Here is a 21,689-nt window from a genome sequence, read left to right as displayed (position 1 = left end):
ACATGCGTATCGACCGAGAACTGGGCCCCGCAGAGCTGCGGGCCTTCGCTGCCGAGCTGGACGCCCTGCGCCAGCGCACCCTGGATGATCTGGGCGAAGCGGACGCCCGCTACATCCGCCGCATCCGTGCCGTGACCCGCGCCTGCTGCTGGGCCGGCCGGCTGCTGTTGCTGCTCGGCTGGTTCCCACCCACCTGGCTGCTGGGCAGCGCCCTGCTGGGACTGGGCAAGATCCTCGAGAACATGGAGCTGGGCCACAACGTGATGCACGGCCAGTACGACTGGATGAACGACCCGGAATTCTCCGGGCAGCGCTACGAGTGGGACATCGTCGGGCCGGGGGATTTCTGGCGGCACACCCACAACCACATCCATCACACCTACACCAATGTGCTGGGCCGCGACGACGATGTCGGCTATGGCCTGGTGCGGCTGTTCCCCGAGCAGCGCTGGAAGCCCTTCTACCGCTGGCAGCCGCTGTGGGTGACCTTGCAGGCGGTGCTGTTCCAGTTTTCCGTGGCGGTGCAGCACCTGCGCCTGGACCAGTACTTCAAGGGCCGCATGAGCCGCGACGAGCTGCGCCCGCGCCTGCGCCAGTTCAACGCCAAGGTGCTGCGCCAACTGGTCAAGGACTACCTGTTCTTCCCCCTGGTCGCGCTGGCGCTGGGTGCCAACGCCTGGGCGGTGGTGGCGGGCAATGCCCTGGCCAACCTGATCCGCAACCTGTGGACCTTCACCGTGATCTTCTGCGGCCACTTCACCGAGCAGGCCGTGGTGTTCCCGCCCGAGGTGCTGGAAGGCGAGACCCGGGGCCAGTGGTACCTGCGCCAGCTGCGCGGTTCCAGCAACCTCGCCGGCGGGCCGCTGCTGCATATCCTCACCGGCAATCTCAGCCACCAGATCGAGCATCACCTGTTCCCCGACCTGCCGGCGCGTCGCTATGCCGCGCTGTCGCGGGAGGTGAGGGAGATCGCCCGGCGTTACGGCCAGGTCTACAACAGCGGCCGGCTCTCGGCGCAGTTCGCCACCGTGCTCAAGCGCATCTGGATCTACCGTTCGCCACCGGCCGCCGTACCGGCCTGACCCCAGAAATGCGAAAGCCCGGCGTGTGCCGGGCTTTCAGTCTGTGGAGGAGTGCCGATCGGGCGGCGTGCTGGTTTTCGCCTCAGTGAGCGAACCCACCTCAAACGGCGCGGAAGCCAGGGGTACGGTCGGAACCGCCTTCAGCGACGCGGAAGCCCGGGGTGCGATCGGAACCGTCTTCGGCAACACGGAAGCCAGGGGTACGTTCGGCGCCACCTTCGGCGACACGATTCAGGGCGCGTTCGGCACCGCCTTCAGCGACGCGGAAACCCGGGGTGCGATCGGAGCCGTCTTCAGCAACGCGGAAGCCAGGGGTGCGATCAGCGCCGTCTTCGGCAACACGGAAGCCGGGAGTACGTTCGGCGCCACCTTCGGCGACACGGTTCAGGGTGCGTTCGGCACCGCCTTCAGCAACGCGCAGGCCGGGGGTGCGATCGGAGCCGTTTTCGGCAACCGGCTCGACGACCTGGATGAAGCCGCTGTTGTCGCGGGATTCGCCCAGAACCGGTTGCGGCTCGGAGGGCAGGGCAAAGGCGGTGGCGGAAAGGCTGGTCAGGAACAGGGCGGCAATGGCATGGGCTTTCATGATCTGTGGCTCCTCGTGGGGGGCTGGTAAGTGACTACGGAGCCAATGTTACGGAGCCCCTGGAAAGGCCAGAAGTGAAGGCGGGCGATAGTGAGCATCGATCTCTTTAATGGTTGATTTTTCCATTTAATATCAATGGGTTGATGGTGTTTTTTGCGCTTCTTCGCAGACCTGGAACAGGCTTTGCGGGCTTCTCATCGATGGCGGTGATGCGGGGCCGTGGCAGCCGGTGAGCGATGGGCGCGCGCGTGTCGGGTTGCACCCGACCTACAGGTTCCGGTTACCGACGATGGGGACGTAGGGCGTGTGAAACCCGCGTGTGGGCTGGTGCTGGTGTGTTGGCTGCCGGAGCGAGGTTGAGTGGCGGGCAATAAAAAGCCCGGCCGGTGCCGGGCTTTGACTGCAGGGTGAAGCAGGGTAGCTGTCAGACCACGCCGTGGGCTTGCAGCAGGCGATCGGAGCCACCTTCGGCAACACGGTTCAGGGTGCGTTCGGCGCCGCCTTCAGCGACACGGAAAGCCGGGGTACGTTCGGCGCCACCTTCGGCAACGCGGTTCAGGGTACGTTCGGCACCGCCTTCAGCGACACGGAAGCCAGGGGTGCGTTCGGCGCCGTCTTCGGCAACACGGAAGCCGGGAGTGCGTTCAGCGCCGCCTTCAGCAACGCGGAAGCCAGGGGTACGTTCGGCGCCACCTTCGGCGACACGGAAGCCAGGAGTACGTTCAGCGCCGCCTTCGGCGACACGGAAGCCCGGAGTGCGTTCGGCACCGCCTTCAGCGACACGGAAGCCCGGGGTACGTTCGGCGCCACCTTCGGCAACACGGTTCAGGGTGCGCTCTGCACCGCCCTCGGCGACGCGGTCGATGACCATGTAGGCGCCTTCGCCTTCCGCGACCAGCGGATAGGAAACAGCGGATTGGACGACCGGAATGGCGAACAGGCCGGTGAGGAACAGGGTGGCGAGGGCTTGGGTTTTCATGTCGGTATCTCCTGGGTTGTGGGGGGTAGCAAGTGGCTACGGGGCCCATGTTACGGACGGCCAGGCGATTAAAAAGTGATCACTCGCGATAGTCGGCATCGACGCCGGTGATGATTGGAAAAGCGCTTTCGAATCAATTGTTTGCTTGCTCCCATCGCGCTTCCTGAGGGGGCCATGGGCGGTTTAAGCTGCGCGCCCCGGTGAATTTCCGTCTGTATTTACCGGAGTCATCCGCCGCGTTTGCCAGTCGATAGATCAACAAGCCTCGTGTATCGAGCCTGCATCCCGGGGTCGATGCCGCCATAAGAAGGAGAAGTGCATGTCGCGTGGACGCAGGATCCTCGCCTGGACCACCGCCAGCCTGGTGCTGCTGTTGGCCGCCCTGGTGGTGTTCGTCGCCACCTTCGATTGGAACCGCATCAAGCCGACGCTCAATGCCCGGGTTTCCGAAACCCTGGGCCGCCCCTTCGCCATCAATGGCGACCTCAGCGTGAAATGGCAGCGCGAGCCGGAGGAAGAGGGCCTGCGCGCCTGGGTGCCCTGGCCCCACGTGAAGGCCGAGGACCTGACCCTGGGCAACCCCGAATGGGCCAAGGAGCAGCAGTTCGTCACCCTCGCGCGGGTGGAGGCGAGCCTGTCGCCGCTGCCGTTGCTGTGGAAGACCGTGACCATCCCGCGCATCGACCTCACCGAGCCGCGCGCCGACCTCAAGCGCCGCGCCGACGGCAGCAACAACTGGACTTTCGATAAGCTCGCCAGCACCCCCGAGCAGGCCGACGAGAAACCCTCCGCCTGGACCCTGGACATCGGCGCCATCGGTTTTGACAAGGGCCAGGTGAAGGTGGACGACCAGCCCACGCAGACGCGCCTGGAAGTGCTGGTGGACCCGCTGGGCAAGCCGATCCCCTTCAGCGACATCGTTGGCGAGAAGGCCGCCGGCAACGCCGCGGAGCAGGGCGACGCGCCCCAGGACTACGCCTTCGGCTGGAAGGTCAAGGGCAGCTACAAGGGCCAGGCGCTGGATGGCAGCGGCAAGATCGGCGGGCTGCTGGCGCTCAAGGACCCGCGCAAGCCCTTCCCCCTGCAGGCCGACCTGCGCATCGGAGCCACCCGCATCGCCCTGGCCGGTACCCTCACCGACCCGACCCACCTGGGCGCCCTGGACCTGCGCCTGAAACTGGCCGGCAACAGCCTGGGCAACCTCTACCCGCTGACCGGCGTGACCCTGCCCGATACGCCGGCCTATTCCACCGATGGCCGCCTGGTGGCGCAGCTGCAGGACCCGGCGGGCCCGCAGTTCCATTACCAGGGCTTCAACGGTGCCATTGGCGACAGCGACATCCATGGCGACCTGCACTTCGTCGCCCGCCAGCCCCGGCCCAAGCTGTCCGGTGCGCTGACCTCCAACCAGCTGCGCTTCGCCGACCTGGCGCCGCTGATCGGTGCCGACTCCAACGCCGAGAAGAAGGAACGCGGCGTGGCCAGCAAGCAGCCAACGGACAAGGTGCTGCCGGTGGAGGAATTCCGCACCGAGCGCTGGCGGCAGATGGATGCCGATGTGCGTTTCACCGGCAAGCGCATCGTCCACAGCGACAAGCTGCCCTTCAATGACCTCGACACCCACGTGGTGCTCAACGACGGCAAGCTGAGCCTGGAGCCCCTGCGCTTCGGCATGGCCGGCGGCAGCCTGGATTCCACCATCCGCCTGGACGGCAGCAGCGTGCCCCTGCAGGGCAGTGCCCGGCTCAGCGCGCGGCACTTCAAGCTCAAGCAGCTGTTCCCCACCTTCGAGCCCATGCGCACCAGCTTCGGTGAACTCAACGGTGACGCCGACCTGGCCGGCACCGGTAACTCGGTGGCCGCCCTGCTGGGGAGTGCCAACGGCAACCTCAAGCTGCTGGTCAACGACGGTGCGGTGAGCCGTGGGCTGATGGAGATCGCCGGGCTCAATGTGGGCAACTACCTGGTGGGCAAGTTGTTCGGCGACGACGAGGTGAAGATCAACTGCGCCGCTGCTGATCTCAAGCTGACCAAGGGCCTGGTGACGCCGCGGGTGTTCATCTTCGATACCGAGAACGCGCTGATCCAGATCGACGGTTCGGCCAACCTTGCCAGCGAGCGGCTGGACATGACCGTCACCCCGGAATCCAAGGGCGTGCGCATCTTCTCCCTGCGCTCGCCGCTCTACGTGCGCGGCACCTTCAAGAAGCCGGATGCAGGCGTCAAGGCGGTGCCGCTGATCGCCCGTGGCGCCGGCATGGTGGTGCTGGGCGCGGTGGTGGCCCCGGCTGCTGGGCTGCTGGCCCTGGTCGCGCCGAGCGGCGGAGGCGATGTCACCAACACCTGCACGCCGTTGCTGGAGAAGATGCGCAAGGCCAATTGAGGCAGGGGCTTTCCGTAGGTTGGCGCCGAGCGTAGCGAGGCCCAACGCGGGGTGTTTGGCATCGCTGCGTTGGGTTTCGTGCCTCTACCCAACCTACGGGAGGCGCGTGTGCGGAATAGCGGATGCTCGTGACTCCCGGGCTGAAGCCCGGGCTACCCGGTTACGACGTTCGTGCGCGGGCTTGCGGGGTGCCCGTGGCCCGGGCTGAAGCCCGGGCGACGAGGCGGGGGAGGGATTACTTCAGGTCGGCGAGGATATCGGCCATGTCGTCGGCGTGTTCTTCCTCTTGCTCGAGGATTTCTTCGAACAGGCGGCGGGTGGTCGGGTCCTTGTCGCCGAGGTACTGGATGATCTCGCGGTAGCTGTCGACGGCGATGCGCTCGGCGATCAGGTCTTCGGTGACCATCTCGCGCAGGTTTTCTCCTGCGACGTATTGGGCGTGGGAGCGGGCCTCCAGGCCGGCGGGGTTGAAGTCTGGTTCGCCACCCAGTTGCACGATGCGTTCGGCCAGGCGGTCGGCATGCTGCTGTTCCTGCTGGGCGTGTTCGAGGAATTCGCTGGCAGCGATGCTCGCCTTGAGCCCGGTGGCCATGTAGTAGTGGCGCTTGTAGCGCAGGTAGCAGACCAGCTCGGTGGCCAGCGCCTCGTTGAGCAGGCGCAGCACGGTGGCGCGGTCAGCGTGGTAGCCCTCGGTCACGGCGCCGTCCAGCACGTTCTGCCGGGCGCGCTGACGCAGGGTGTTCACATCGGTCAGTTGCACATCACTCATCAGGGTTCTCCTTGGCTAATCAGGCCCGGGTGCCTGGCTCTGGCGGCCGGTGGCGTCGCGGGCCCTACCTGGGATGTGAGTGATACGCAGCGGGAAAAGTTTAGGAAATCTGCGCGCCCGGGGCATCAGTCCAGGCGATCGCGCTCGACGTTTTCGCGCTGCCTGCAGGTCATGAACCCCGTGTGCTGGACACGGCCGCTGGCGCCGAAACTGACGTGGTAGGCCTGCTGGTGGCCGTTGTGATTGAGGATGTAGTTGTTGCAGGAGCCGGGGTGGATGCTGCGCTGGACGATGGAGGAGGGGCGCCCGCCGATGGCCTGTACCTGCTCCTTGGTCATGCCTTCTTCCACCTGCCGCACCAAGGGTTCGTTGCGGTAAGTGATGTAGTCGGTGGGGTTCTCGATCTTGCTGGCGCAACCGGACACCGAGCCCAGAGCGGCCGCGAGCAGGAGCGCGCGCTTGAACATGCTGATGGTCCTCGATGATCCGCTGTAAATAACAGCGCTTGGACATCAACGAGGCGTGCCGGTTCGCTATTTATTTGCGCCGGGGCTGTGCGTGGGTTGGCAATTCTGGCATTTGGCCACTGCGGCGCCCGGTGCTCCGGGCGCCGCAACGGATCAGATCTTCGCCGCCTCGGCTTCATGTTTCTGCCATTGCTCGCAGGTCATGAAACCCTTGCTGTCGACCCGGCCGGCATCGCTGAAACTCACGTAGTAGGGCTGCTGGTGGCCCTCCTTGTTCAGCACGTAGTTGTTGCAGGTGCCGGGGTGCACGGTTCGCTGGATTTCAGTGGACGGCGGGCCGCCGATGGTCAGCACCTCGTCCTTGGTCATGCCGTCCTGGACCTTTTCCACCAAAGGTTCATGACGGTAAGTGACGTAGTCGGTGGGGTTCTCGAACTTGGTGCTGCAACCCGCTACCGATGCCAGCACGAACACTGCCGCGAGTGTTTCCTTGTACATGGTTGAATCCTCATGGGGAGCGACTGGGCGTCTTCATGAGGTTCGAGTGGCGTATGGCCAGGTGAGTTCGAAGAATTTGCCGCCAGGCACTACTGGCTGGCGTTCTCGGCATCCTGCAGGCGCTGCTGGTTGACGGCGTTGGCCTGGTCGATCTGCTGCTTGAGCTGGTCCATCTGCTGCTGGGCCTGTTGTGCCTGCTCGGCTTGCAGCTTGGCCTGGGCCGCACCGGTGGCGGCGGTTTCGCCGAGGCCGCAGCCGGCGAGCAGGAGGAAGGGGAGGCAGGTCAGCAGGCGTTTCATGGCGGGGCTCCGCAGGTGGGCGATGCCGGCGAAGGTAATCCAGCGGCGGGGTCGCCGCCAGGGGCGCCGCACGAACGTCGTGGGGCGCCCGACGCCCGGCTCAGCCGTAGCGTTTGCGCGCCTCGATGGCCAGGCCGCTGCCGATGCTGCCGAAGGTGTTGCCTTCAACATGGCGGGCATTGGGCAGCAGGGCGGCGACGCTGTCACGCAGGGCGGGGATGCCGCTGGAGCCGCCGGTGAAGAACACCGTGTCCACCTGTTCCACGCCGACGCCGGCATCGCCCAGCAGGCGCGTGACGCTGTCGCGGATGCGCTGCAGCAGCGGCTCGATGGCGTCTTCGAACAGGTGGCGGGTCAGTTCCACGCGCAGGCCCGGCTCGATGCGTTCGAGGTCGATCACGCGGTGGCGCGCTTCGGTCAGCTCGATCTTGCTGTCCTCCACCTGCATCGCCAGCCAGTGCCCGGCGCGTTGCTCGATCAGGCGGAACAGGCGGTCGATGCCGCGGGTGTCGACGATGTCGTAGCGCATGTTCTTCAGCGACAGCTGCGACTTCTGCGCATAGACGGCGTTGATGGTGTGCCAGGTGGCGAGGTTGAGGTGGTAGCTGGTGGGCATGAGGGCATCGCTCTTCATGCGGCTGCCGTAGCCGAACTGCGGCATCACGCCTTGCAGGCTGAGCTGCTTGTCGAAGTCGGTACCGCCCACATGCACGCCGCCGGTGGCGAGGATGTCGCCATGGCGGTCGGCCACGTCGCGACGCTCGGGGGACAGGCGCACCAGGGAGAAGTCGGAGGTACCGCCGCCGATGTCGACGATCAGCACCAGCTCTTCGCGCTCGATGCTGCGCTCGTAGTCGAAGGCGGCGGCGATGGGTTCAAACTGGAAGGAGACGTCCTTGAAGCCGAGCTTGTTGGCCACGGCCACCAGGGTCGCCTGGGCTTCCTGGTCGGCGGCCGGGTCGTCGTCGACGAAGAACACCGGGCGGCCCAGCACCACTTGGTCGAACTCATGGCCGGCGAGCGCCTCGGCGCGCTTCTTCAGCTCGCCGATGAACAGGCCCAGCAGGTCCTTGAAGGGCATGGCGCTGCCCAGGACGGTGGTCTCGCTCTTCAGCAGCGTGGAGCCCAGCAGGCTCTTCAGCGAGCGCATCAGGCGGCCTTCGTAGCCTTCCAGGTATTCGTGCAGGGCCAGGCGGCCATAGACCGGGCGGCGTTCCTCGATGTTGAAGAAGATCACCGAGGGCAGGGTGATCTTGCCGTCTTCCAGTGCGATCAGCGGCTCCACGTCCGGGCGCCACCAGCCGACGGTGGAGTTGGAGGTGCCGAAGTCGATGCCCAGGGCACGGGCTGCGGTGAGATTGCTCATGGCGCGAGAAGTCCGGTGGAAAAAACGGCCGCGCAGTGTACGCGAGCCGAAGGCGCTTTGCTCAGGCGGCAAGGCGCAGTTCGTCGCAGTGGCTAGACTCCAGTCGACGCTTCGTCATCCCCCATGGACCACCCGGGAGACCGCCCATGAAGTCGATCCGCCTGCCCCTGCTCGTACTCGCGCTGCTGGCCGCCAGCCAGGGTTTCGCCGCGACCCAGCAGGAGAAGATGAAGAGCTGCAACGCCGACGCCACGGCCCAGGAACTCAAGGGCGACACGCGCAAGGCCTTCATGAGCAACTGCCTCAAGGCCACCCAGCAGGAGAAGATGATCAGCTGCAACAAGACCGCCAGCGAAAAGGCCCTCAAGGGCGATGAGCGCAAGGCCTTCCTCAGCGACTGCCTGAAGAAGAAATAGCCTCAGGCCAGGCCCAGGGTCAGCGCCGCCACCGCCAGGTAGCGGCCGGCCTTGGCCAGGGTCACCAGCAGCAGGAACACCCAGGGCGACTCGCGCATCAGCCCGGCCACCAGGGTCAGCGGGTCGCCGATCACCGGCAGCCACGACAGCAACAGGGTCCAGCGCCCGTAGCGGCGATAGGTGGCCTGCGCCCGTTCGATGGCGGATTCGGACACGGGAAACCACTTCTTGTGGCGGAAGTCCGCCAGGAAGCGGCCGAGCACCCAGTTCACCAGGGAGCCGAGCACGTTGCCCAGCGTCGCCACCAGCAACAATGCCCACACCGGCTGGCCACCCGCGAGCAGCAGCCCGGCCAGCACCGCTTCCGATTGCAGCGGCAGCAGGGTGGCGGCGCCGAAGGCGATGAGGAAGAGGCTGGTGTAGGTAATCAGGTCCGGCATCGGGCGAGTTCCGGAGCGGTGGGAGCGAGGACCGGGTGGTCCTCGCGAACGGCTTAGTGGCTGCTGTTCAGCTTGACCACATCACCGGAAACGGTGGTGGTGTAGCCGGTCAGGACCCAGGCCCAGAACCAGTCTTCCTGGATCTGGGTGTTGATCATCGCGTCACCGCCCTTGGCCTTGATCGCGGCGTTCTGGGCGCGGATGAAACGGTTGTTCTGCTGGACCGGAATCAGGCCGACGACCAGCAGGCCGGTGGCGCTGGCCTCGCTGTGGCCGATCACGGTGTATTGGCTGCTGTCGAGGTTCTGGGTCTTCATCGGGGTGCCGGTGCAGCCGGCGATAGCCAGTACGGACAGCAGGCCTGCGATCATCTTGAAGCTGTGTTTCACATCATTCTCCTTGGTGAATCATCCCGCGATTCGTTCGCCGGGGCGCGCAATGTAGACGCGGTGGATGCAAAGGTGAACCCGGTGTGGCAACGCGTCACTGAAAACAGATTGTGCCTACAGCCGATTGGAGGCTCTTTCGGCTAAAGGCAACTGAAAGCCTGGAAGGCTAGAATCTGTAACCTTGCTGCCATTGCTGTCGGACAATGTGACCGAGGGTGCGATACTTGCATCCCTGTGTCTCAACCATCCGCACCTGCCGTTTTGGAACCTCTAATGCGAAGAGCCTCTCACCACGAGTTGCGCACGGCCTTTCGTGCGCTGTTGAACTCGAAGACCTGCTATCACACCGCGTCCGTCTTCGACCCCATGTCCGCCCGCATCGCCGCCGACCTCGGCTTCGAAGTCGGCATCCTCGGTGGCTCGGTTGCCTCGCTGCAGGTACTGGCCGCCCCCGACTTCGCGCTGATCACCCTCAGCGAGTTCGTCGAGCAGGCCGTGCGTATCGGTCGCGTCAGCCGTCTGCCGGTGATCGCCGACGCCGACCACGGCTACGGTAACGCGCTGAACGTGATGCGCACCGTGGTCGAGCTGGAGCGTGCCGGCATCGCCGCGCTGACCATCGAGGACACGCTGCTGCCGGCCCAGTTCGGGCGCAAGTCCACCGACCTGATCAGCGTCGAGGAAGGCGTCGGCAAGATTCGCGCGGCCCTCGAAGCCCGCGTCGACCCGGACCTGGCGATCATCGCCCGGACCCACGCCGGCGTGCTGACCACCGAGGAAGTGATCACCCGCACCAAGGCCTACCAGGCCGCCGGCGCCGATGGCATCTGCATGGTCGGTGTCACCGACTTCGAGCACCTGGAAACCATCGCCTCGCATCTCAGCGTGCCGCTGATGCTGGTCACCTACGGCAACCCGCAGCTGCGCGACAACCAGCGCCTGGCCGACCTCGGCGTGCGCATCGTGGTCAACGGCCACGCGGCCTACTTCGCCGCCATCAAGGCCACCTACGACTGCCTGCGCGAGCAGCGCCAGATCGACACCGCCGCTTCCGAACTGAGCGCCACCGAGCTGACCCACAAGTACACCCTGCCCGAGGACTACATCATCTGGGCGCGGGAATACATGGACGTGAAGGAATAGCCCGGAACGACCTCCACTTGTCGCCCACCGGCCCGCGGCCTTGCAAAAGGCCGCCCGCCGCCCCCATAACCCTCCAATGAGCGGAATGAGATCGGGAGGTCGACATGGCCAGTGGTTGGGCGGGAGACGGTGCCGTACAGGAACAGATCGACAGCACCATCGAAGACGCCATCCAGCGGGCGCGTAGCCAGTTGCCCAAGGGCGAGAGCCTGACGCACTGCGAAGAATGCGACGCCATCATCCCCCAGGCACGGCGCGAAGCCGTACCGGGCGTGCGCCTGTGCATCGCCTGCCAGAGCGAGCACGACCGCGAGCAGTCCAGCCACGCGGGCTATAACCGCCGGGGCAGCAAGGACAGCCAGTTGCGCTGAGGGGTTAGACGTGGATCAGAACAGCGCGCCGATATAGACCGCGCCACCGGCACCGGCCTGGATGCCCAGGTTGGCGCCACCCATCAGCAGGGCGCCGCGCGCCGACTGCATCAGTTGCCGGGTCAGCATCGGCGAGACGGTGAGGCTGGTCACCGGGCTCGCGTTCATCAGCATCACCGCGGCCAGCAGCTTGGCGTCGAGGCCGAACAGCATGGCCGTGCCGGATACGCCGACGGCTACGCCTGCGCCGATCTCCACGTACATGCAGGGCCCGGTGATGTCGTCACGGGTGAGGTCGCGGTCCACCAGGTCGTCCGCCACGAAAACCGCGCCGTCACTGGGGAAGGCTTCCGCCGCACCGGCACCGCCGATGCTCTTGCCCTTGATCTTGATATCCACCTTGCCGAAGCGCGGCAGCTTGGCGCCGAAGCCCACGCCGGCACCGAGGCCGCCATAGCGCAGGGCGACGTTCTCCCCCGAGGGCGAACGCAAGGTGATGGAGCCGCCACCGCCGGCGACGAAGGCGACCGTCAGGCCACCACCACTGGCGGTGACATAGCCCCAGCGGCTCGGGTTGACGGGCAGGGGGATGGGCATCTTGGGCATTGCGGCTTCCTTGTGCGGTTCAGGCGATGTCGTAGCGGGGGCGCCTGAAGAGGGTCATCAATCCGGTGACCGTGAAGATGGAGCCCAGCAGGCCGAGGAAGGCCGAGGTGCCCCAGAGAGCGCCGAAGTCATCGACCACGGCCGAGGTGGCCGGAGCGTCGGCCTGGTAGTGCACCTTCACCGGCATGCCGACCTGGTAGCCGTAGATCCAGCCCCCTTGGGGGTAGGAGATGCGCGTACCGGTGCCGTCGGTGAATTCGATTTCCGGGTGGGAGCCGCCGGCATTGAGCGCGACGACGCTGCCGTCTGCCTCCAGGGCCGACTGCAGGAATCCCACGCGGGAAGAGGTCTGTATGGCCATCGCAGCGAGCAGCGCGATGCCGATCAGGGCGAAGAGACCGCCCTTGAGGCGGGGAAGCGGGGTATCGGACATCCTGTGGCGTTCCTGATCATCCATGGGCATGGCCGGGGGAACTCCCGGCCACTGCGCTGGGACAGGCGTCTGTCCCTGAGGTTCCCGTCAGGGCGACGGGAACCTGACCCATCAGGCCTTGGGGTTGAGGCCGTAGGCGTTGGTCTCGGGCACGCTGTCCTGGACCAGCAGGAACAGCAGGTACAGGCCGCCGAGGATCGGAACCAGGGCGATCAGCATCCACCAGCCGCTCTTGCCGATGTCGTGCAGGCGACGCGCGGTGACGCCCAGGGCCGGCAGCAGCACGGCGAGGCTGTACAGGTTGGCCAGCAGGGCCAGGTTCTCGTTGATCATGCCCAGTACCACGGACAGCACGACGGAGATCACGACGTTCACCAGGGTGAACATCCAGTACTCCTTGCGACGAGCGCGGCCGTTAAAGTCGAAGTAATGCTGCTTGATGCACTTCAAATACCATTCCATAACAAACTCCCTTTTTTGGCCGCGCTGAGCGGCACTCTCGTCTTCGTGGCAAGGCCTTGTCCTACACCGACGGTGTAGCCGACTGACTATAGCGTTTCGTAACAAGGCATTGCGTGGGGGAGTTCACGACACGGCAAATTGCCATCGAGTCAATTCTGGAGAGGCGCTCAGCCCCGGGAAATGGGCTTTTGCCGGGAATGCCGGCAAGAAATCACCAGGATGCCGTCCGTTTCGACTCGAAAGGTCAGGCTGTAGGGAAATTGTCGGAACAGGGCGCGGCGGACTTCGCCATGCACGAGAGGGTGAGCCTGTGGATAAAACAGGATGCCTTCCAGGCAGGTATCGAGTGCCCTGAGGAATTCGCGGCCCAGGCCGGGGGCGCAGGCGGCATACCAATCGCGGGCCTGTGTCAGCTCGAGTTCGGCCTCCGGGCGGAATCTGACCTTCACGCCTGGCCGGACCAGAGCCGTTTGCGCACGTCTTCCCAGTCGATGGCGGTTGCGGGGGCGGCGTCGTGGGCGGCCAGGCGCCGGTCGATTTCGCGACGCTCCTCGTCGGTCAACGGCGGGAGGTTTTCCGGGTGGGCGGCGACGCTGTCCCAGAGGTCTTCGGCCAACTGGATGCGTTCAGCGGGCGAGAGCTTGAGCAAGGCGTCGGGGAGGGCGGGGCGAGGCTGGGGCATGGCGGGCTCCCGGTGCGGGGAAATGGCGAAATCCTAGCACAGGGTGTTCATCCCCCCGCCGTGGCGGCAAGGGGATGGGCGCAAGCCTCAGAACAGGAAATACCGCTGCGCCATCGGCAGCACCTCGGCGGGTTCGCACCAGAGCAATTGGCCGTCGGCTTTCACCTGGTAGGTTTGCGGGTCCACATCGATGTCCGGGGTGTAGTCGTTGTGGATCAGGTCCTTCTTCTGCACGGTGCGGCAGCCCTTGACCACGGCGATGCGCTTCTTCAGGCCGAGTTGCTCGGGCACGCCGGCCTCCAGCGCGGCCTGGCTGATGAAGGTCAGGCTGGTGGCGTGGCGGCTGCCGGCGTAGCTGGCGAACATCGGGCGGTAGTGCACCGGTTGCGGGGTGGGGATCGAGGCGTTGGCGTCGCCCATCAGGCTGGCGGCGATGGCCCCGCCCTTGAGGATCAGCGTCGGCTTCACGCCGAAGAAGGCCGGGCGCCAGAGCACCAGGTCGGCCCACTTGCCCACTTCGATGGAGCCCACTTCATGGCTGATGCCGTGGGTGATGGCCGGGTTGATGGTGTATTTGGCGATATAGCGCTTGACCCGGAAGTTGCTGTTGCCGGCACCGTCGCCTTCCAGCGGACCACGCTGCTTGTGCATCTTGTCGGCGGTCTGCCAGGTGCGGGTGATGACCTCGCCCACACGGCCCATGGCCTGGCTGTCGGAGCTGATCATCGAGAACGCGCCGAGGTCGTGGAGGATGTCTTCGGCGGCGATGGTCTCGCGGCGGATGCGGCTTTCGGCGAAGGCCACGTCCTCGGCGATGCTCGGGTCCAGGTGGTGGCAGACCATGAGCATGTCCAGGTGCTCGTCGATGGTGTTGCGGGTGAAGGGCCGCGTCGGGTTGGTGGAGCTGGGCAGCACGTTGGCGAAACCGCAGGCCTTGATGATGTCCGGCGCATGGCCACCCCCCGCGCCTTCGGTGTGGTAGGTGTGGATGGTGCGGCCCTTGAAGGCACCCAGGGTGGTCTCGACGAAGCCGGACTCGTTGAGGGTGTCGGTGTGGATCGCCACCTGCACGTCGTACTGGTCGGCCACGCTCAGGCAGTTGTCGATGGCGGCCGGGGTGGTGCCCCAGTCCTCGTGCAGCTTGAGGCCGATGGCGCCGGCCCTGACCTGCTCGATCAGCGGTTCCGGCAGCGAGGCGTTGCCCTTGCCGGTGAAGCCGATGTTCATCGGGAAGGCGTCCGCGGCCTGGAGCATGCGCGCCATGTGCCAGGGCCCCGAGGTGCAGGTGGTGGCGTTGGTGCCGGTGGCCGGCCCGGTACCGCCGCCGATCATGGTGGTGACGCCGCTCATGAGCGCCTCTTCGATCTGCTGCGGGCAGATGAAGTGGATATGGGTGTCGATGCCGCCGGCGGTGAGGATCATGCCCTCGCCGGCGATCACCTCGGTGCTGGCGCCGATGGCGATGGTGACGTCGGGCTGGATGTCCGGGTTGCCGGCCTTGCCGATTGCCGCGATGCGCCCGTCCTTGAGGCCGACGTCAGCCTTGACGATGCCCCAGTGGTCGATGATCAGCGCGTTGGTGATCAGCGTGTCGACCACCTCGGCTGCCAGCAGCTGGCCCTGGCCCATGCCGTCGCGGATCACCTTGCCGCCGCCGAATTTCACCTCCTCGCCATAGGTGGTGAAGTCCTTCTCCACCTCGATCCACAGCTCGGTGTCGGCCAGGCGCACCTTGTCGCCGACGGTGGGGCCGAACATGTCGGCATAGGCTTGTCGGGAAATCTTCATTCCTCGGTCCTCGGAATTCAGGCTGCAAGCCGAAAGCTGCAAGCCTCAAGTAAAAAAGCGGAAGCCGCGCTGCCCTTGCTTGCAGCTTGTGGCTTGCGACTTGTCACTGCGATCACAGATCGCCCATCACCCTTCCGGCAAAGCCGAACACCCGGCGCAGGCCGGCGAGGTCCACCAGTTCCACCTCGCGGCTCTGGCCCGGCTCGAAGCGCACGGCGGTGCCGGCCGGGATGTTCAGGCGCATGCCACGGGCGGCGGCGCGGTTGAAGGCGAGGGCGTCGTTGGTCTCGAAGAAGTGGTAGTGCGAGCCGACCTGGATCGGCCTGTCGCCGGTGTTGGCCACGCTCAGGGTCAGGGTGCGGCGGCCGGCGTTGAGTTCGATCTCGCCGTCCTGGATCTGGTATTCGCCGGGAATCATGGGGGCCTCCGGGTCAGGGTGTGCTGCGCTGCGGGGTGAGGCACAGCTGCATGAAGGTCAGGTCCAGCCAGCGGCCGAACTTGCAGCCCACCTGGGGCATCTGCCCGGTGGTGACGAAGCCGAGGCGCTCGTGCAGGCGGATGGAGGCGGCGTTGCCGCTTTCGATGGCCGCCACCATCACGTGCTTGCCACAGGCGCGGGCGCGCTCGATGAGCGCGGCCATCAGCAGCGGGCCGAGGCCCTTGCCGCGCTGGTCGGCGTGCACGTAGACGGAATGCTCGACGGTGTTGCAGAAGCCTTCGAAGGGCCGCCAGTCGCCGAAGGAGGCGTAGCCGACCACCTCACCGGCCTCGAGGGCGACCAGGATCGGGTAGCCCTGCTGGGCGCGGGCGTCGAACCAGGCGCGGCGGTTGTCGAGGTCCACCGGGCGTTCGTTCCAGATCGCCGTGGTGTTCTCCACGGCGTCGTTGTAGATGGCGCGGATGCCTTCCAGGTGTTCGGGCGCGGCGTCGCGGATATCAAGTGACATGGTGGCTCTCACACAATCGGCTGGTGCACGGTCACCAGCTTGGTGCCGTCGGGAAAGGTTGCTTCGATCTGGATCTCCGGGATCATCTCCGGCACACCCTCCATCACCTGGTCACGGGCCAGCAGCGTGGTGCCGAAGTGCATCAGCTCGGCCACGGTGCGGCCGTCGCGGGCGCCTTCGAGCAGGGCGGCGGAGATGTAGGCCATGGCTTCCGGGTAGTTGAGCTTCACCCCACGGGCCAGGCGCCGCTCGGCGACCAGGCCGGCGGTGAAGATCAGCAGCTTGTCTTTCTCTCTCGGGGTGAGGTCCATCAGGTACTCCAGATTCGTGGCGGCACGGCGTCGCGGCCGAGCAGGGCAGGGCGCAACAGGCGCCAGAGGTCGATCAGCCAGGCGCGCGCGTGCAGGGCTTCACTGGCCAGGCAGCGGGCCACCAGCAGGCCGGGCAGTTGGGTCAGGTCGCCGCGCACCGCCGAGGGCAGTTCGCGGCAGCGTTCCAGCAGCTCCGGGTCGAGCTGGCCGGTGGCGATCAGGGTGGCGAACACCGGTTGCCCGGCGAGGCCGATGGGTGAGTCGAGCAGGCCGTCGTCGCCGCTGATGCGCTGGCGCTCGTGCCACAGCGCGCGGCCGTCGCGGCGGATATCCAGCTGTGCCTGGAACTGGCCGCTGGCGAAGTGCTCGCCGGCGGCGGGGCGGCCGAGGGCGACCACGTCCCAATAGAACAGCCGGGCGTCGGCGGCCAGGTCGATGCGGGTGCTCAGTTCGGCCTGGGCGCCGGAGAAGACGATGGTTTCCTGGGGCAGCCACTCCAGGGTGGCGCCGGCCTCGACCCGCAGCGCCAGCGTCTGGAAGGCCGGGCCATGGGCGCGGTACCACTTGGCCGCGCCGGGGCTGGTGAGCTGGGCCCAGGCGTCGTCGCCCACCCGGGCGGTGATGTCCAGGCGGTCGCCGCCAGCGATGCCGCCGGGCGGGTGCACGATGATGTGCTGGCACACCTCGGGGCCCTCGGCGTGGAGGTGCTTTTGCACCCTCAGGGGGCCGAGGTGGCGGCGAAGCACCGGAATGGTGCGTTCGTCCCGGCGGGCGTAGCCCAGCTCCAGTTCGGCGTGCCAGCTCGGCGTGAACAGGGCTGCGGGCAGGTTCATGGCTGTGGAGGCATCCGCAAAATAGTTGACCGACCGGGCAAAGCAAGAGGCGTGCCCTGAACCCATTCGGTGCACGGGCCCGGGCCCGGGGGTCAGATCGTCACCAGGCCGCGCACGCCTTCGGCTTCCATGTTTTCTCCACGCCCCTGCTGGATGATTTCGCCCCGGCTCATCACCAGGTACTGGTCGGCCAGCTCGGCGGCGAAGTCGTAGAACTGCTCCACCAGCAGGATGGCCATGTCGCCGCGCTCGGCCAGCTTGCGGATCACCGCGCCGATCTCCTTGATCACCGAGGGCTGGATGCCTTCGGTGGGCTCGTCGAGGATCAGCAGGCGCGGCCGGCTGGCCAGGGCGCGGCCGATGGCCAGCTGTTGCTGCTGGCCGCCGGAGAGGTCGCCGCCGCGGCGGTGCTTCATCTCCCGCAGCACCGGGAACAGCTCGTAGATGAATTCGGGCACCGCCTTGGCTTCCTTGGCGCTGAAGCGGGAGAGGCCCATGAGCAGGTTCTCCTCCACCGTCAGGCGCGGAAAGATCTCGCGACCCTGGGGCACGTAGGCGATGCCGGCGTGCACGCGCTGGTGCGGCTTGGAACCGGTGATCGGCTTGCCCTCCCAATTCACCGCGCCTTCCTTCGCGGGGATCAGGCCCATCAGGCATTTCAGCAACGTGGTCTTGCCCACGCCGTTGCGCCCGAGCAGGCAGGTGACCTCGCCAACCTTCACCTCGAACGACAGGCCGCGGAGGATGTGGCTGCCGCCGTAGTATTGATGCAGCTGATGGACTTGGAGCACGGTTGAATTCCTCAGTGGCTGCAGCCTCAAGCGCCAAGCTTCAAGCCACAAGAAAAAGCGGGTCAGCATCGTTTTGCAGCTTGCAGCTTGCAGCTGGCGCGTCAGCGCCCCAGATAAACCTCGATCACCTGTTCATTCGCCTGCACGTCCGCCAGCGATCCTTCCGCCAACACATGCCCCTGATGCAGCACGGTGACGTGGTCGGCGATGCTACCGACGAAGCCCATGTCGTGCTCCACCACCATCAGCGAGTGCTTGCCGGCCAGGCCCTTGAACAGCTCGGCGGTGAATTCGGTTTCGGCGTCGGTCATGCCCGCCACCGGCTCGTCGAGCAGCAGCAGTTGCGGGTCTTGCATCAGCAGCATGCCGATCTCCAGGAACTGCTTCTGGCCGTGGGACAGGAGGCCTGCCGGGCGGCGTCGCGAGTCCTGCAGGCGGATGGTGGCGAGTACTTCGTCGATGCGGTCCTTCTGCTCGCCGGAGAGTGTGGCGCGCAGGCTGGCCCACACCGATTTGTCGGTCTTCTGCGCCAGCTCCAGGTTTTCGAACACCGTTAGCGCTTCGAACACCGTGGGCTTCTGGAACTTGCGGCCGATGCCGGCCTGGGCGATCTGCACCTCGCTCATGCGGGTCAGGTCCAGGGTTTCGCCGAACCAGGCACTGCCGGTGGTGGGGCGGGTCTTGCCGGTGATCACGTCCATCAGCGTGGTCTTGCCCGCGCCGTTGGGGCCGATGATGCAGCGCAACTCTCCGACGCCGATGTACAGGTTGAGGTCGTTGAGCGCCTTGAAGCCATCGAAGCTGACGCTGATGTCTTCCAGCGTGAGGATGGTGCCGTGGCGGGTGTTCAGGCCCTTGCCGGCGCTCTGGCCGAGGCCGAGGGCGTCGCGGCCGGTGCCGGCGTCGCTGTTGGGGTCGTAGGCGGGTTCGAGCATGAGTTCGGGTACCGGGGTCGCTCTCATTGGTCCTTCTCCTTGCGCAGCAGGCCGAACAGGCCCTTGGGCAGGAACAGGGTGACGACGATGAACAGGGCGCCGAGGAAGAACAGCCAGTATTCCGGGAAGGCCACGGTGAACCAGCTCTTCATGCCGTTGACCAGACCGGCGCCCAGCAGCGGGCCGATGAGCGAGCCGCGCCCGCCCAGGGCCACCCAGACGGCGGCTTCGATGGAGTTGGTCGGCGACATCTCGCTGGGGTTGATGATGCCCACCTGGGGCACGTACAGCGCGCCGGCCAGGCCGCAGAGCACGGCCGACAGCACCCAGATGAACAGCTTGTAGCCGCGCGGGTCGTAGCCGCAGAACATCAGGCGGTTCTCGGCGTCGCGCAAGGCGGTGAGCACCCGGCCGAACTTGCTCTTCGACAGGCGCCAGCCCAGCACCAGGGCACTCACCAGCAGCGCCACCGTGGCCAGGAACAGCACGGCGCGGGTGCCCGGCGCGGTGATGTCGAAGCCGAGGATGCGCTTGAAGTCGGTGAAGCCGTTGTTGCCGCCGAAGCCGGTCTCGTTGCGGAAGAACAGCAGCATGCCGGCGAAGGTCAGGGCCTGGGTCATGATCGAGAAGTACACGCCCTTGATCCGCGAGCGGAAGGCGAAGAAGCCGAACACCAGGGCCAGCAGGCCGGGGGCGAGCACCACCAGGCACAGCGACCAGAGGAAGCTGGAGGTGCCGGTCCAGTACCAGGGCAGTTCGCTCCAGGCGAGGAAGCTCATGAAGGCCGGCAGGCCGTCGCCGGCGCTCTGGCGCATCAGGTACATGCCCATGGCGTAGCCGCCCAGGGCGAAGAACAGCCCGTGGCCCAGGGACAGCAGCCCGGCGTAGCCCCAGACCAGGTCCAGGGCCAGGGCGACGATGGCGTAGCAGAGGATCTTGCCCACCAAGGTGAGGGTGTAGGCGGAGACCTGCAGCGGGTTGTCGGCCGGCAGCAGGTGCAGCAGCGGCAGGGCGATGAGCACCGCCAGCACCAGGGCGCCAACGCCCAGGGTGACTTTCGGGCCGGCCTTCTGCGCGGCGGTGAGGGTCAGGGGCTGGTTCATCAGTCGATCACCCTTCCTTTGAGTGCGAAGAGGCCCTGGGGACGCTTCTGGATGAACAGAATGATCAGCGCGAGGATCAGGATCTTGCCCAGCACGGCGCCGATCTGCGGTTCGAGGATCTTGTTCGCCACGCCCAGGCCGAAGGCCGCCATCACGCTGCCGGCCAGCTGGCCGACGCCACCGAGCACCACCACCAGGAAGGAGTCGATGATGTAGCCCTGGCCGAGGTCGGGGCCGACGTTGCCGATCTGCGACAGGGCCACGCCGCCGAGCCCGGCGATGCCAGAGCCGAGGCCGAAGGCGAGCATGTCGACGCGGCCGGTGGGCACGCCGCAGCAGGCGGCCATGTTGCGGTTCTGGGTGACGGCGCGGACGTTGAGGCCCAGGCGCGTGCGGTTCAGCAGCAGCCAGGTCAGCGCCACCACGAACAGGGCGAAGCCGATGATGACGATGCGGTTGTACGGCAGCACCAGGTTGGGCAGCACCTGGATGCCGCCGGAGAGCCAGGCCGGGTTGGCCACCTCGACGTTCTGCGCACCGAACACCACGCGTACCAGCTGGATCAGCATCAGGCTGATGCCCCAGGTGGCGAGCAGGGTTTCCAGGGGACGGCCATAGAGGTGGCGGATCACCGTGCGCTCCAGGGCCATGCCGATGGCGGCGGTGACGAAGAAGGCCACCGGCAGCGCCACCAGCGGGTAGAGGGCGAGCAGGTCCGGCGCCAGGCGCTGGAACATCAGCTGCACGATGTAGGTGGAGTAGGCGCCGAGCATCAGCATCTCGCCGTGGGCCATGTTGATCACCCCGAGCAGGCCGAAGGTGATGGCCAGGCCGAGGGCGGCGAGCAGCAGGATGGAGCCCAGGGACAGGCCGCTGAAGGCCTGGCCGAGCACTTCGCCCAGTGCCAGCCGGCGCTTGACCTGGGCCAGGCTGGTTTCGGCGGCGGTGCGCACGGCGGCATCGGTTTCCACTGCCGGGTCGAGCAGCGCCTCGAGGCGGGTACGGGCCAGCGGGGCGCCGGTTTCGCCCAGCAGGCGCACGGCATTGAGGCGGATGGCCGGATCGGGGTCGACCAGTTGCAGGTTGGCCAGGGCCAGGCCGATGGCGTCACGCACGGCGGCGTCTTCCTCGGCGACCATGCGCTGGTTGAGCAGCGGCAGCTGCGCCGGCTTGGCGCTCTTCTGCAGCTGGCGGGCAGCGTCCAGGCGCGCGGCGGGTTCGGCGGCGAGCAGTTGATGGCTGGCCTGGGCGGTGATCAGCAGGCCGCGCAGGCGGTTGTTCAGGCGCAGCTTCTTCGGCGTGGCGGCGGGGGCGGCGTCGCCCTCGGCGGCCTGCCAGGTGCCGTCCTGTTCGACGTAGGCCAGCTTGGCGTCGACGGCAAAGCGGTTCTGTTGCAGGGCATCGAGCAGGGGCTGGCGCGTGGCCTCGGGCTGGGCGGCCCAGCTTTCCAGCAGCTTGGCCTGCTGGCCCGGGTTGGCGGCAGCGAAGTCGTTGGCGTCACCGGCCTGGGCCGCCAGGGGCAGCAACAGGGCCAGGGACAGGAGGGTTCGGAAAAGGCAGTTGGGCATGGAGAGGGAGGCTCCGTATCGGCGGGGTAAGCCAAAAGGTGG

General features: G+C 66.5%; 28 protein-coding genes. 5 read left to right on the top strand and 23 right to left on the bottom strand.

Annotated features, from left to right (window positions below; all coding sequences use genetic code 11):
* The first annotated feature begins 2 nt into the window (after positions 1-2).
* The gene (locus OEJ36_RS27610; RefSeq protein WP_263404236.1) at positions 3-1,082 is read left to right on the top strand and encodes a fatty acid desaturase family protein; all 1,080 of its coding nucleotides are present in this window, start codon (positions 3-5) and stop codon (positions 1,080-1,082) included.
* A 100-nt stretch (positions 1,083-1,182) separates the two neighbouring features.
* Here the strand turns inward: OEJ36_RS27610 and OEJ36_RS27605 are convergent, their stop codons facing one another.
* Together OEJ36_RS27605 and OEJ36_RS27600 are read right to left on the bottom strand one after the other, a co-directional pair.
* Entirely contained in the window at positions 1,183-1,668 is a 486-nt protein-coding gene (locus OEJ36_RS27605) for a phage infection protein (protein WP_263404235.1), read from the bottom strand.
* A 424-nt stretch (positions 1,669-2,092) separates the two neighbouring features.
* Positions 2,093-2,647 (bottom strand): hypothetical protein, encoded by a 555-nt coding sequence (locus tag OEJ36_RS27600; RefSeq protein WP_263404234.1) that lies wholly within the window; start codon positions 2,645-2,647, stop codon positions 2,093-2,095.
* A gap of 319 nt (positions 2,648-2,966) precedes the next feature.
* Here OEJ36_RS27600 and OEJ36_RS27595 point away from each other — a divergent pair, with 319 nt between their 5' ends.
* Positions 2,967-5,030: an AsmA family protein gene (locus OEJ36_RS27595; RefSeq protein WP_263404233.1), complete on the top strand. Its 2,064-nt coding sequence runs from the start codon at positions 2,967-2,969 to the stop codon at positions 5,028-5,030.
* Between the two features lie 235 nt (positions 5,031-5,265).
* Here the strand turns inward: OEJ36_RS27595 and OEJ36_RS27590 are convergent, their stop codons facing one another.
* The 5 genes from OEJ36_RS27590 to OEJ36_RS27570 all read right to left on the bottom strand — a co-directional run bounded on the left by OEJ36_RS27590 (position 5,266) and on the right by OEJ36_RS27570 (position 8,429).
* Positions 5,266-5,799, bottom strand: a complete 534-nt coding sequence (locus tag OEJ36_RS27590; RefSeq protein ID WP_263404232.1) for a bacterioferritin — start codon at positions 5,797-5,799, stop codon at positions 5,266-5,268.
* Positions 5,800-5,924: 125 nt separating this feature from the next.
* Complete coding sequence (gene osmE / locus OEJ36_RS27585; protein ID WP_263404231.1) at positions 5,925-6,266, bottom strand: osmotically-inducible lipoprotein OsmE; 342 nt, start codon at positions 6,264-6,266, stop codon at positions 5,925-5,927.
* Positions 6,267-6,419: 153 nt separating this feature from the next.
* Positions 6,420-6,764, bottom strand: a complete 345-nt coding sequence (osmE, locus tag OEJ36_RS27580) for an osmotically-inducible lipoprotein OsmE (RefSeq protein ID WP_263404230.1) — start codon at positions 6,762-6,764, stop codon at positions 6,420-6,422.
* Between the two features lie 89 nt (positions 6,765-6,853).
* Complete coding sequence (locus OEJ36_RS27575; RefSeq protein ID WP_263404229.1) at positions 6,854-7,063, bottom strand: hypothetical protein; 210 nt, start codon at positions 7,061-7,063, stop codon at positions 6,854-6,856.
* Positions 7,064-7,163: 100 nt separating this feature from the next.
* A complete protein-coding gene (locus tag OEJ36_RS27570; protein ID WP_263404228.1) occupies positions 7,164-8,429 on the bottom strand; it encodes an Hsp70 family protein in 1,266 nt (421 codons plus the stop codon).
* 146 nt (positions 8,430-8,575) lie between these two features.
* Between OEJ36_RS27570 and OEJ36_RS27565 the strand changes: the two genes are divergently transcribed.
* The gene (locus OEJ36_RS27565; RefSeq protein ID WP_263404227.1) at positions 8,576-8,845 is read left to right on the top strand and encodes a PsiF family protein; all 270 of its coding nucleotides are present in this window, start codon (positions 8,576-8,578) and stop codon (positions 8,843-8,845) included.
* A 2-nt stretch (positions 8,846-8,847) separates the two neighbouring features.
* Here the strand turns inward: OEJ36_RS27565 and OEJ36_RS27560 are convergent, their stop codons facing one another.
* Positions 8,848-9,285 carry a YqaA family protein gene (locus OEJ36_RS27560; protein WP_263404226.1) on the bottom strand — a complete coding sequence of 146 codons (438 nt, stop codon included), beginning with the start codon at positions 9,283-9,285 and terminating at the stop codon, positions 8,848-8,850.
* A 53-nt stretch (positions 9,286-9,338) separates the two neighbouring features.
* Positions 9,339-9,656: a hypothetical protein gene (locus OEJ36_RS27555; RefSeq protein ID WP_374981957.1), complete on the bottom strand. Its 318-nt coding sequence runs from the start codon at positions 9,654-9,656 to the stop codon at positions 9,339-9,341.
* Positions 9,657-9,947: 291 nt separating this feature from the next.
* Between OEJ36_RS27555 and OEJ36_RS27550 the strand changes: the two genes are divergently transcribed.
* Together OEJ36_RS27550 and OEJ36_RS27545 are read left to right on the top strand one after the other, a co-directional pair.
* Entirely contained in the window at positions 9,948-10,817 is an 870-nt protein-coding gene (locus tag OEJ36_RS27550; protein WP_043243596.1) for an oxaloacetate decarboxylase, read from the top strand.
* A gap of 104 nt (positions 10,818-10,921) precedes the next feature.
* Positions 10,922-11,188, top strand: coding sequence for a DksA/TraR family C4-type zinc finger protein (locus OEJ36_RS27545; protein ID WP_021222403.1), 267 nt, complete (start codon positions 10,922-10,924; stop codon positions 11,186-11,188).
* 15 nt (positions 11,189-11,203) lie between these two features.
* Here OEJ36_RS27545 and OEJ36_RS27540 read toward each other — a convergent pair whose 3' ends face one another.
* The 14 genes from OEJ36_RS27540 to urtB all read right to left on the bottom strand — a co-directional run bounded on the left by OEJ36_RS27540 (position 11,204) and on the right by urtB (position 21,647).
* Positions 11,204-11,794 carry a hypothetical protein gene (locus tag OEJ36_RS27540; protein WP_043243599.1) on the bottom strand — a complete coding sequence of 197 codons (591 nt, stop codon included), beginning with the start codon at positions 11,792-11,794 and terminating at the stop codon, positions 11,204-11,206.
* Between the two features lie 19 nt (positions 11,795-11,813).
* Complete coding sequence (locus OEJ36_RS27535; RefSeq protein WP_021222401.1) at positions 11,814-12,227, bottom strand: DUF3592 domain-containing protein; 414 nt, start codon at positions 12,225-12,227, stop codon at positions 11,814-11,816.
* A 111-nt stretch (positions 12,228-12,338) separates the two neighbouring features.
* Positions 12,339-12,689, bottom strand: coding sequence for a DUF805 domain-containing protein (locus tag OEJ36_RS27530; protein ID WP_263404225.1), 351 nt, complete (start codon positions 12,687-12,689; stop codon positions 12,339-12,341).
* Between the two features lie 167 nt (positions 12,690-12,856).
* On the bottom strand, positions 12,857-13,138 hold the full coding sequence (locus OEJ36_RS27525) for a type II toxin-antitoxin system RelE/ParE family toxin (RefSeq protein WP_263404224.1): 282 nt from the start codon (positions 13,136-13,138) through the stop codon (positions 12,857-12,859).
* On the bottom strand, positions 13,135-13,371 hold the full coding sequence (locus OEJ36_RS27520) for an addiction module protein (protein WP_263404223.1): 237 nt from the start codon (positions 13,369-13,371) through the stop codon (positions 13,135-13,137). The genes OEJ36_RS27525 and OEJ36_RS27520 overlap by 4 nt, the downstream gene beginning before the upstream one ends.
* Before the next feature lie 87 nt (positions 13,372-13,458).
* The gene (ureC, locus tag OEJ36_RS27515; RefSeq protein ID WP_263404222.1) at positions 13,459-15,159 is read right to left on the bottom strand and encodes an urease subunit alpha; all 1,701 of its coding nucleotides are present in this window, start codon (positions 15,157-15,159) and stop codon (positions 13,459-13,461) included.
* Between the two features lie 112 nt (positions 15,160-15,271).
* The gene (locus OEJ36_RS27510; protein ID WP_263404221.1) at positions 15,272-15,577 is read right to left on the bottom strand and encodes an urease subunit beta; all 306 of its coding nucleotides are present in this window, start codon (positions 15,575-15,577) and stop codon (positions 15,272-15,274) included.
* A 13-nt stretch (positions 15,578-15,590) separates the two neighbouring features.
* A complete protein-coding gene (locus tag OEJ36_RS27505) occupies positions 15,591-16,106 on the bottom strand; it encodes a GNAT family N-acetyltransferase (protein WP_263404220.1) in 516 nt (171 codons plus the stop codon).
* Positions 16,107-16,114: 8 nt separating this feature from the next.
* Positions 16,115-16,417, bottom strand: coding sequence for an urease subunit gamma (gene ureA / locus OEJ36_RS27500; RefSeq protein WP_021222395.1), 303 nt, complete (start codon positions 16,415-16,417; stop codon positions 16,115-16,117).
* Positions 16,417-17,250: an urease accessory protein UreD gene (locus OEJ36_RS27495; protein WP_263404219.1), complete on the bottom strand. Its 834-nt coding sequence runs from the start codon at positions 17,248-17,250 to the stop codon at positions 16,417-16,419. Before OEJ36_RS27495 ends, ureA begins: the two co-directional genes overlap by 1 nt.
* Positions 17,251-17,342: 92 nt before the next feature.
* Complete coding sequence (gene urtE / locus OEJ36_RS27490; protein ID WP_263404218.1) at positions 17,343-18,041, bottom strand: urea ABC transporter ATP-binding subunit UrtE; 699 nt, start codon at positions 18,039-18,041, stop codon at positions 17,343-17,345.
* Between the two features lie 101 nt (positions 18,042-18,142).
* On the bottom strand, positions 18,143-19,003 hold the full coding sequence (urtD, locus tag OEJ36_RS27485) for an urea ABC transporter ATP-binding protein UrtD (RefSeq protein ID WP_263404217.1): 861 nt from the start codon (positions 19,001-19,003) through the stop codon (positions 18,143-18,145).
* Positions 19,000-20,079 (bottom strand): urea ABC transporter permease subunit UrtC, encoded by a 1,080-nt coding sequence (urtC, locus tag OEJ36_RS27480; protein ID WP_263404216.1) that lies wholly within the window; start codon positions 20,077-20,079, stop codon positions 19,000-19,002. Before urtC ends, urtD begins: the two co-directional genes overlap by 4 nt.
* Positions 20,079-21,647, bottom strand: a complete 1,569-nt coding sequence (gene urtB, locus OEJ36_RS27475) for an urea ABC transporter permease subunit UrtB (protein WP_263404215.1) — start codon at positions 21,645-21,647, stop codon at positions 20,079-20,081. The genes urtC and urtB overlap by 1 nt, the downstream gene beginning before the upstream one ends.
* Between the last annotated feature and the right edge of the window lie 42 nt (positions 21,648-21,689).

The organism is Pseudomonas sp. PDM13, assembly GCF_025685765.1.
Taxonomy (GTDB): Bacteria; Pseudomonadota; Gammaproteobacteria; order Pseudomonadales; family Pseudomonadaceae; genus Metapseudomonas; species Metapseudomonas solani.
Note: the sequence above shows the minus strand (reverse complement) of the source record. Positions and strands in the feature narration are given on the sequence as shown.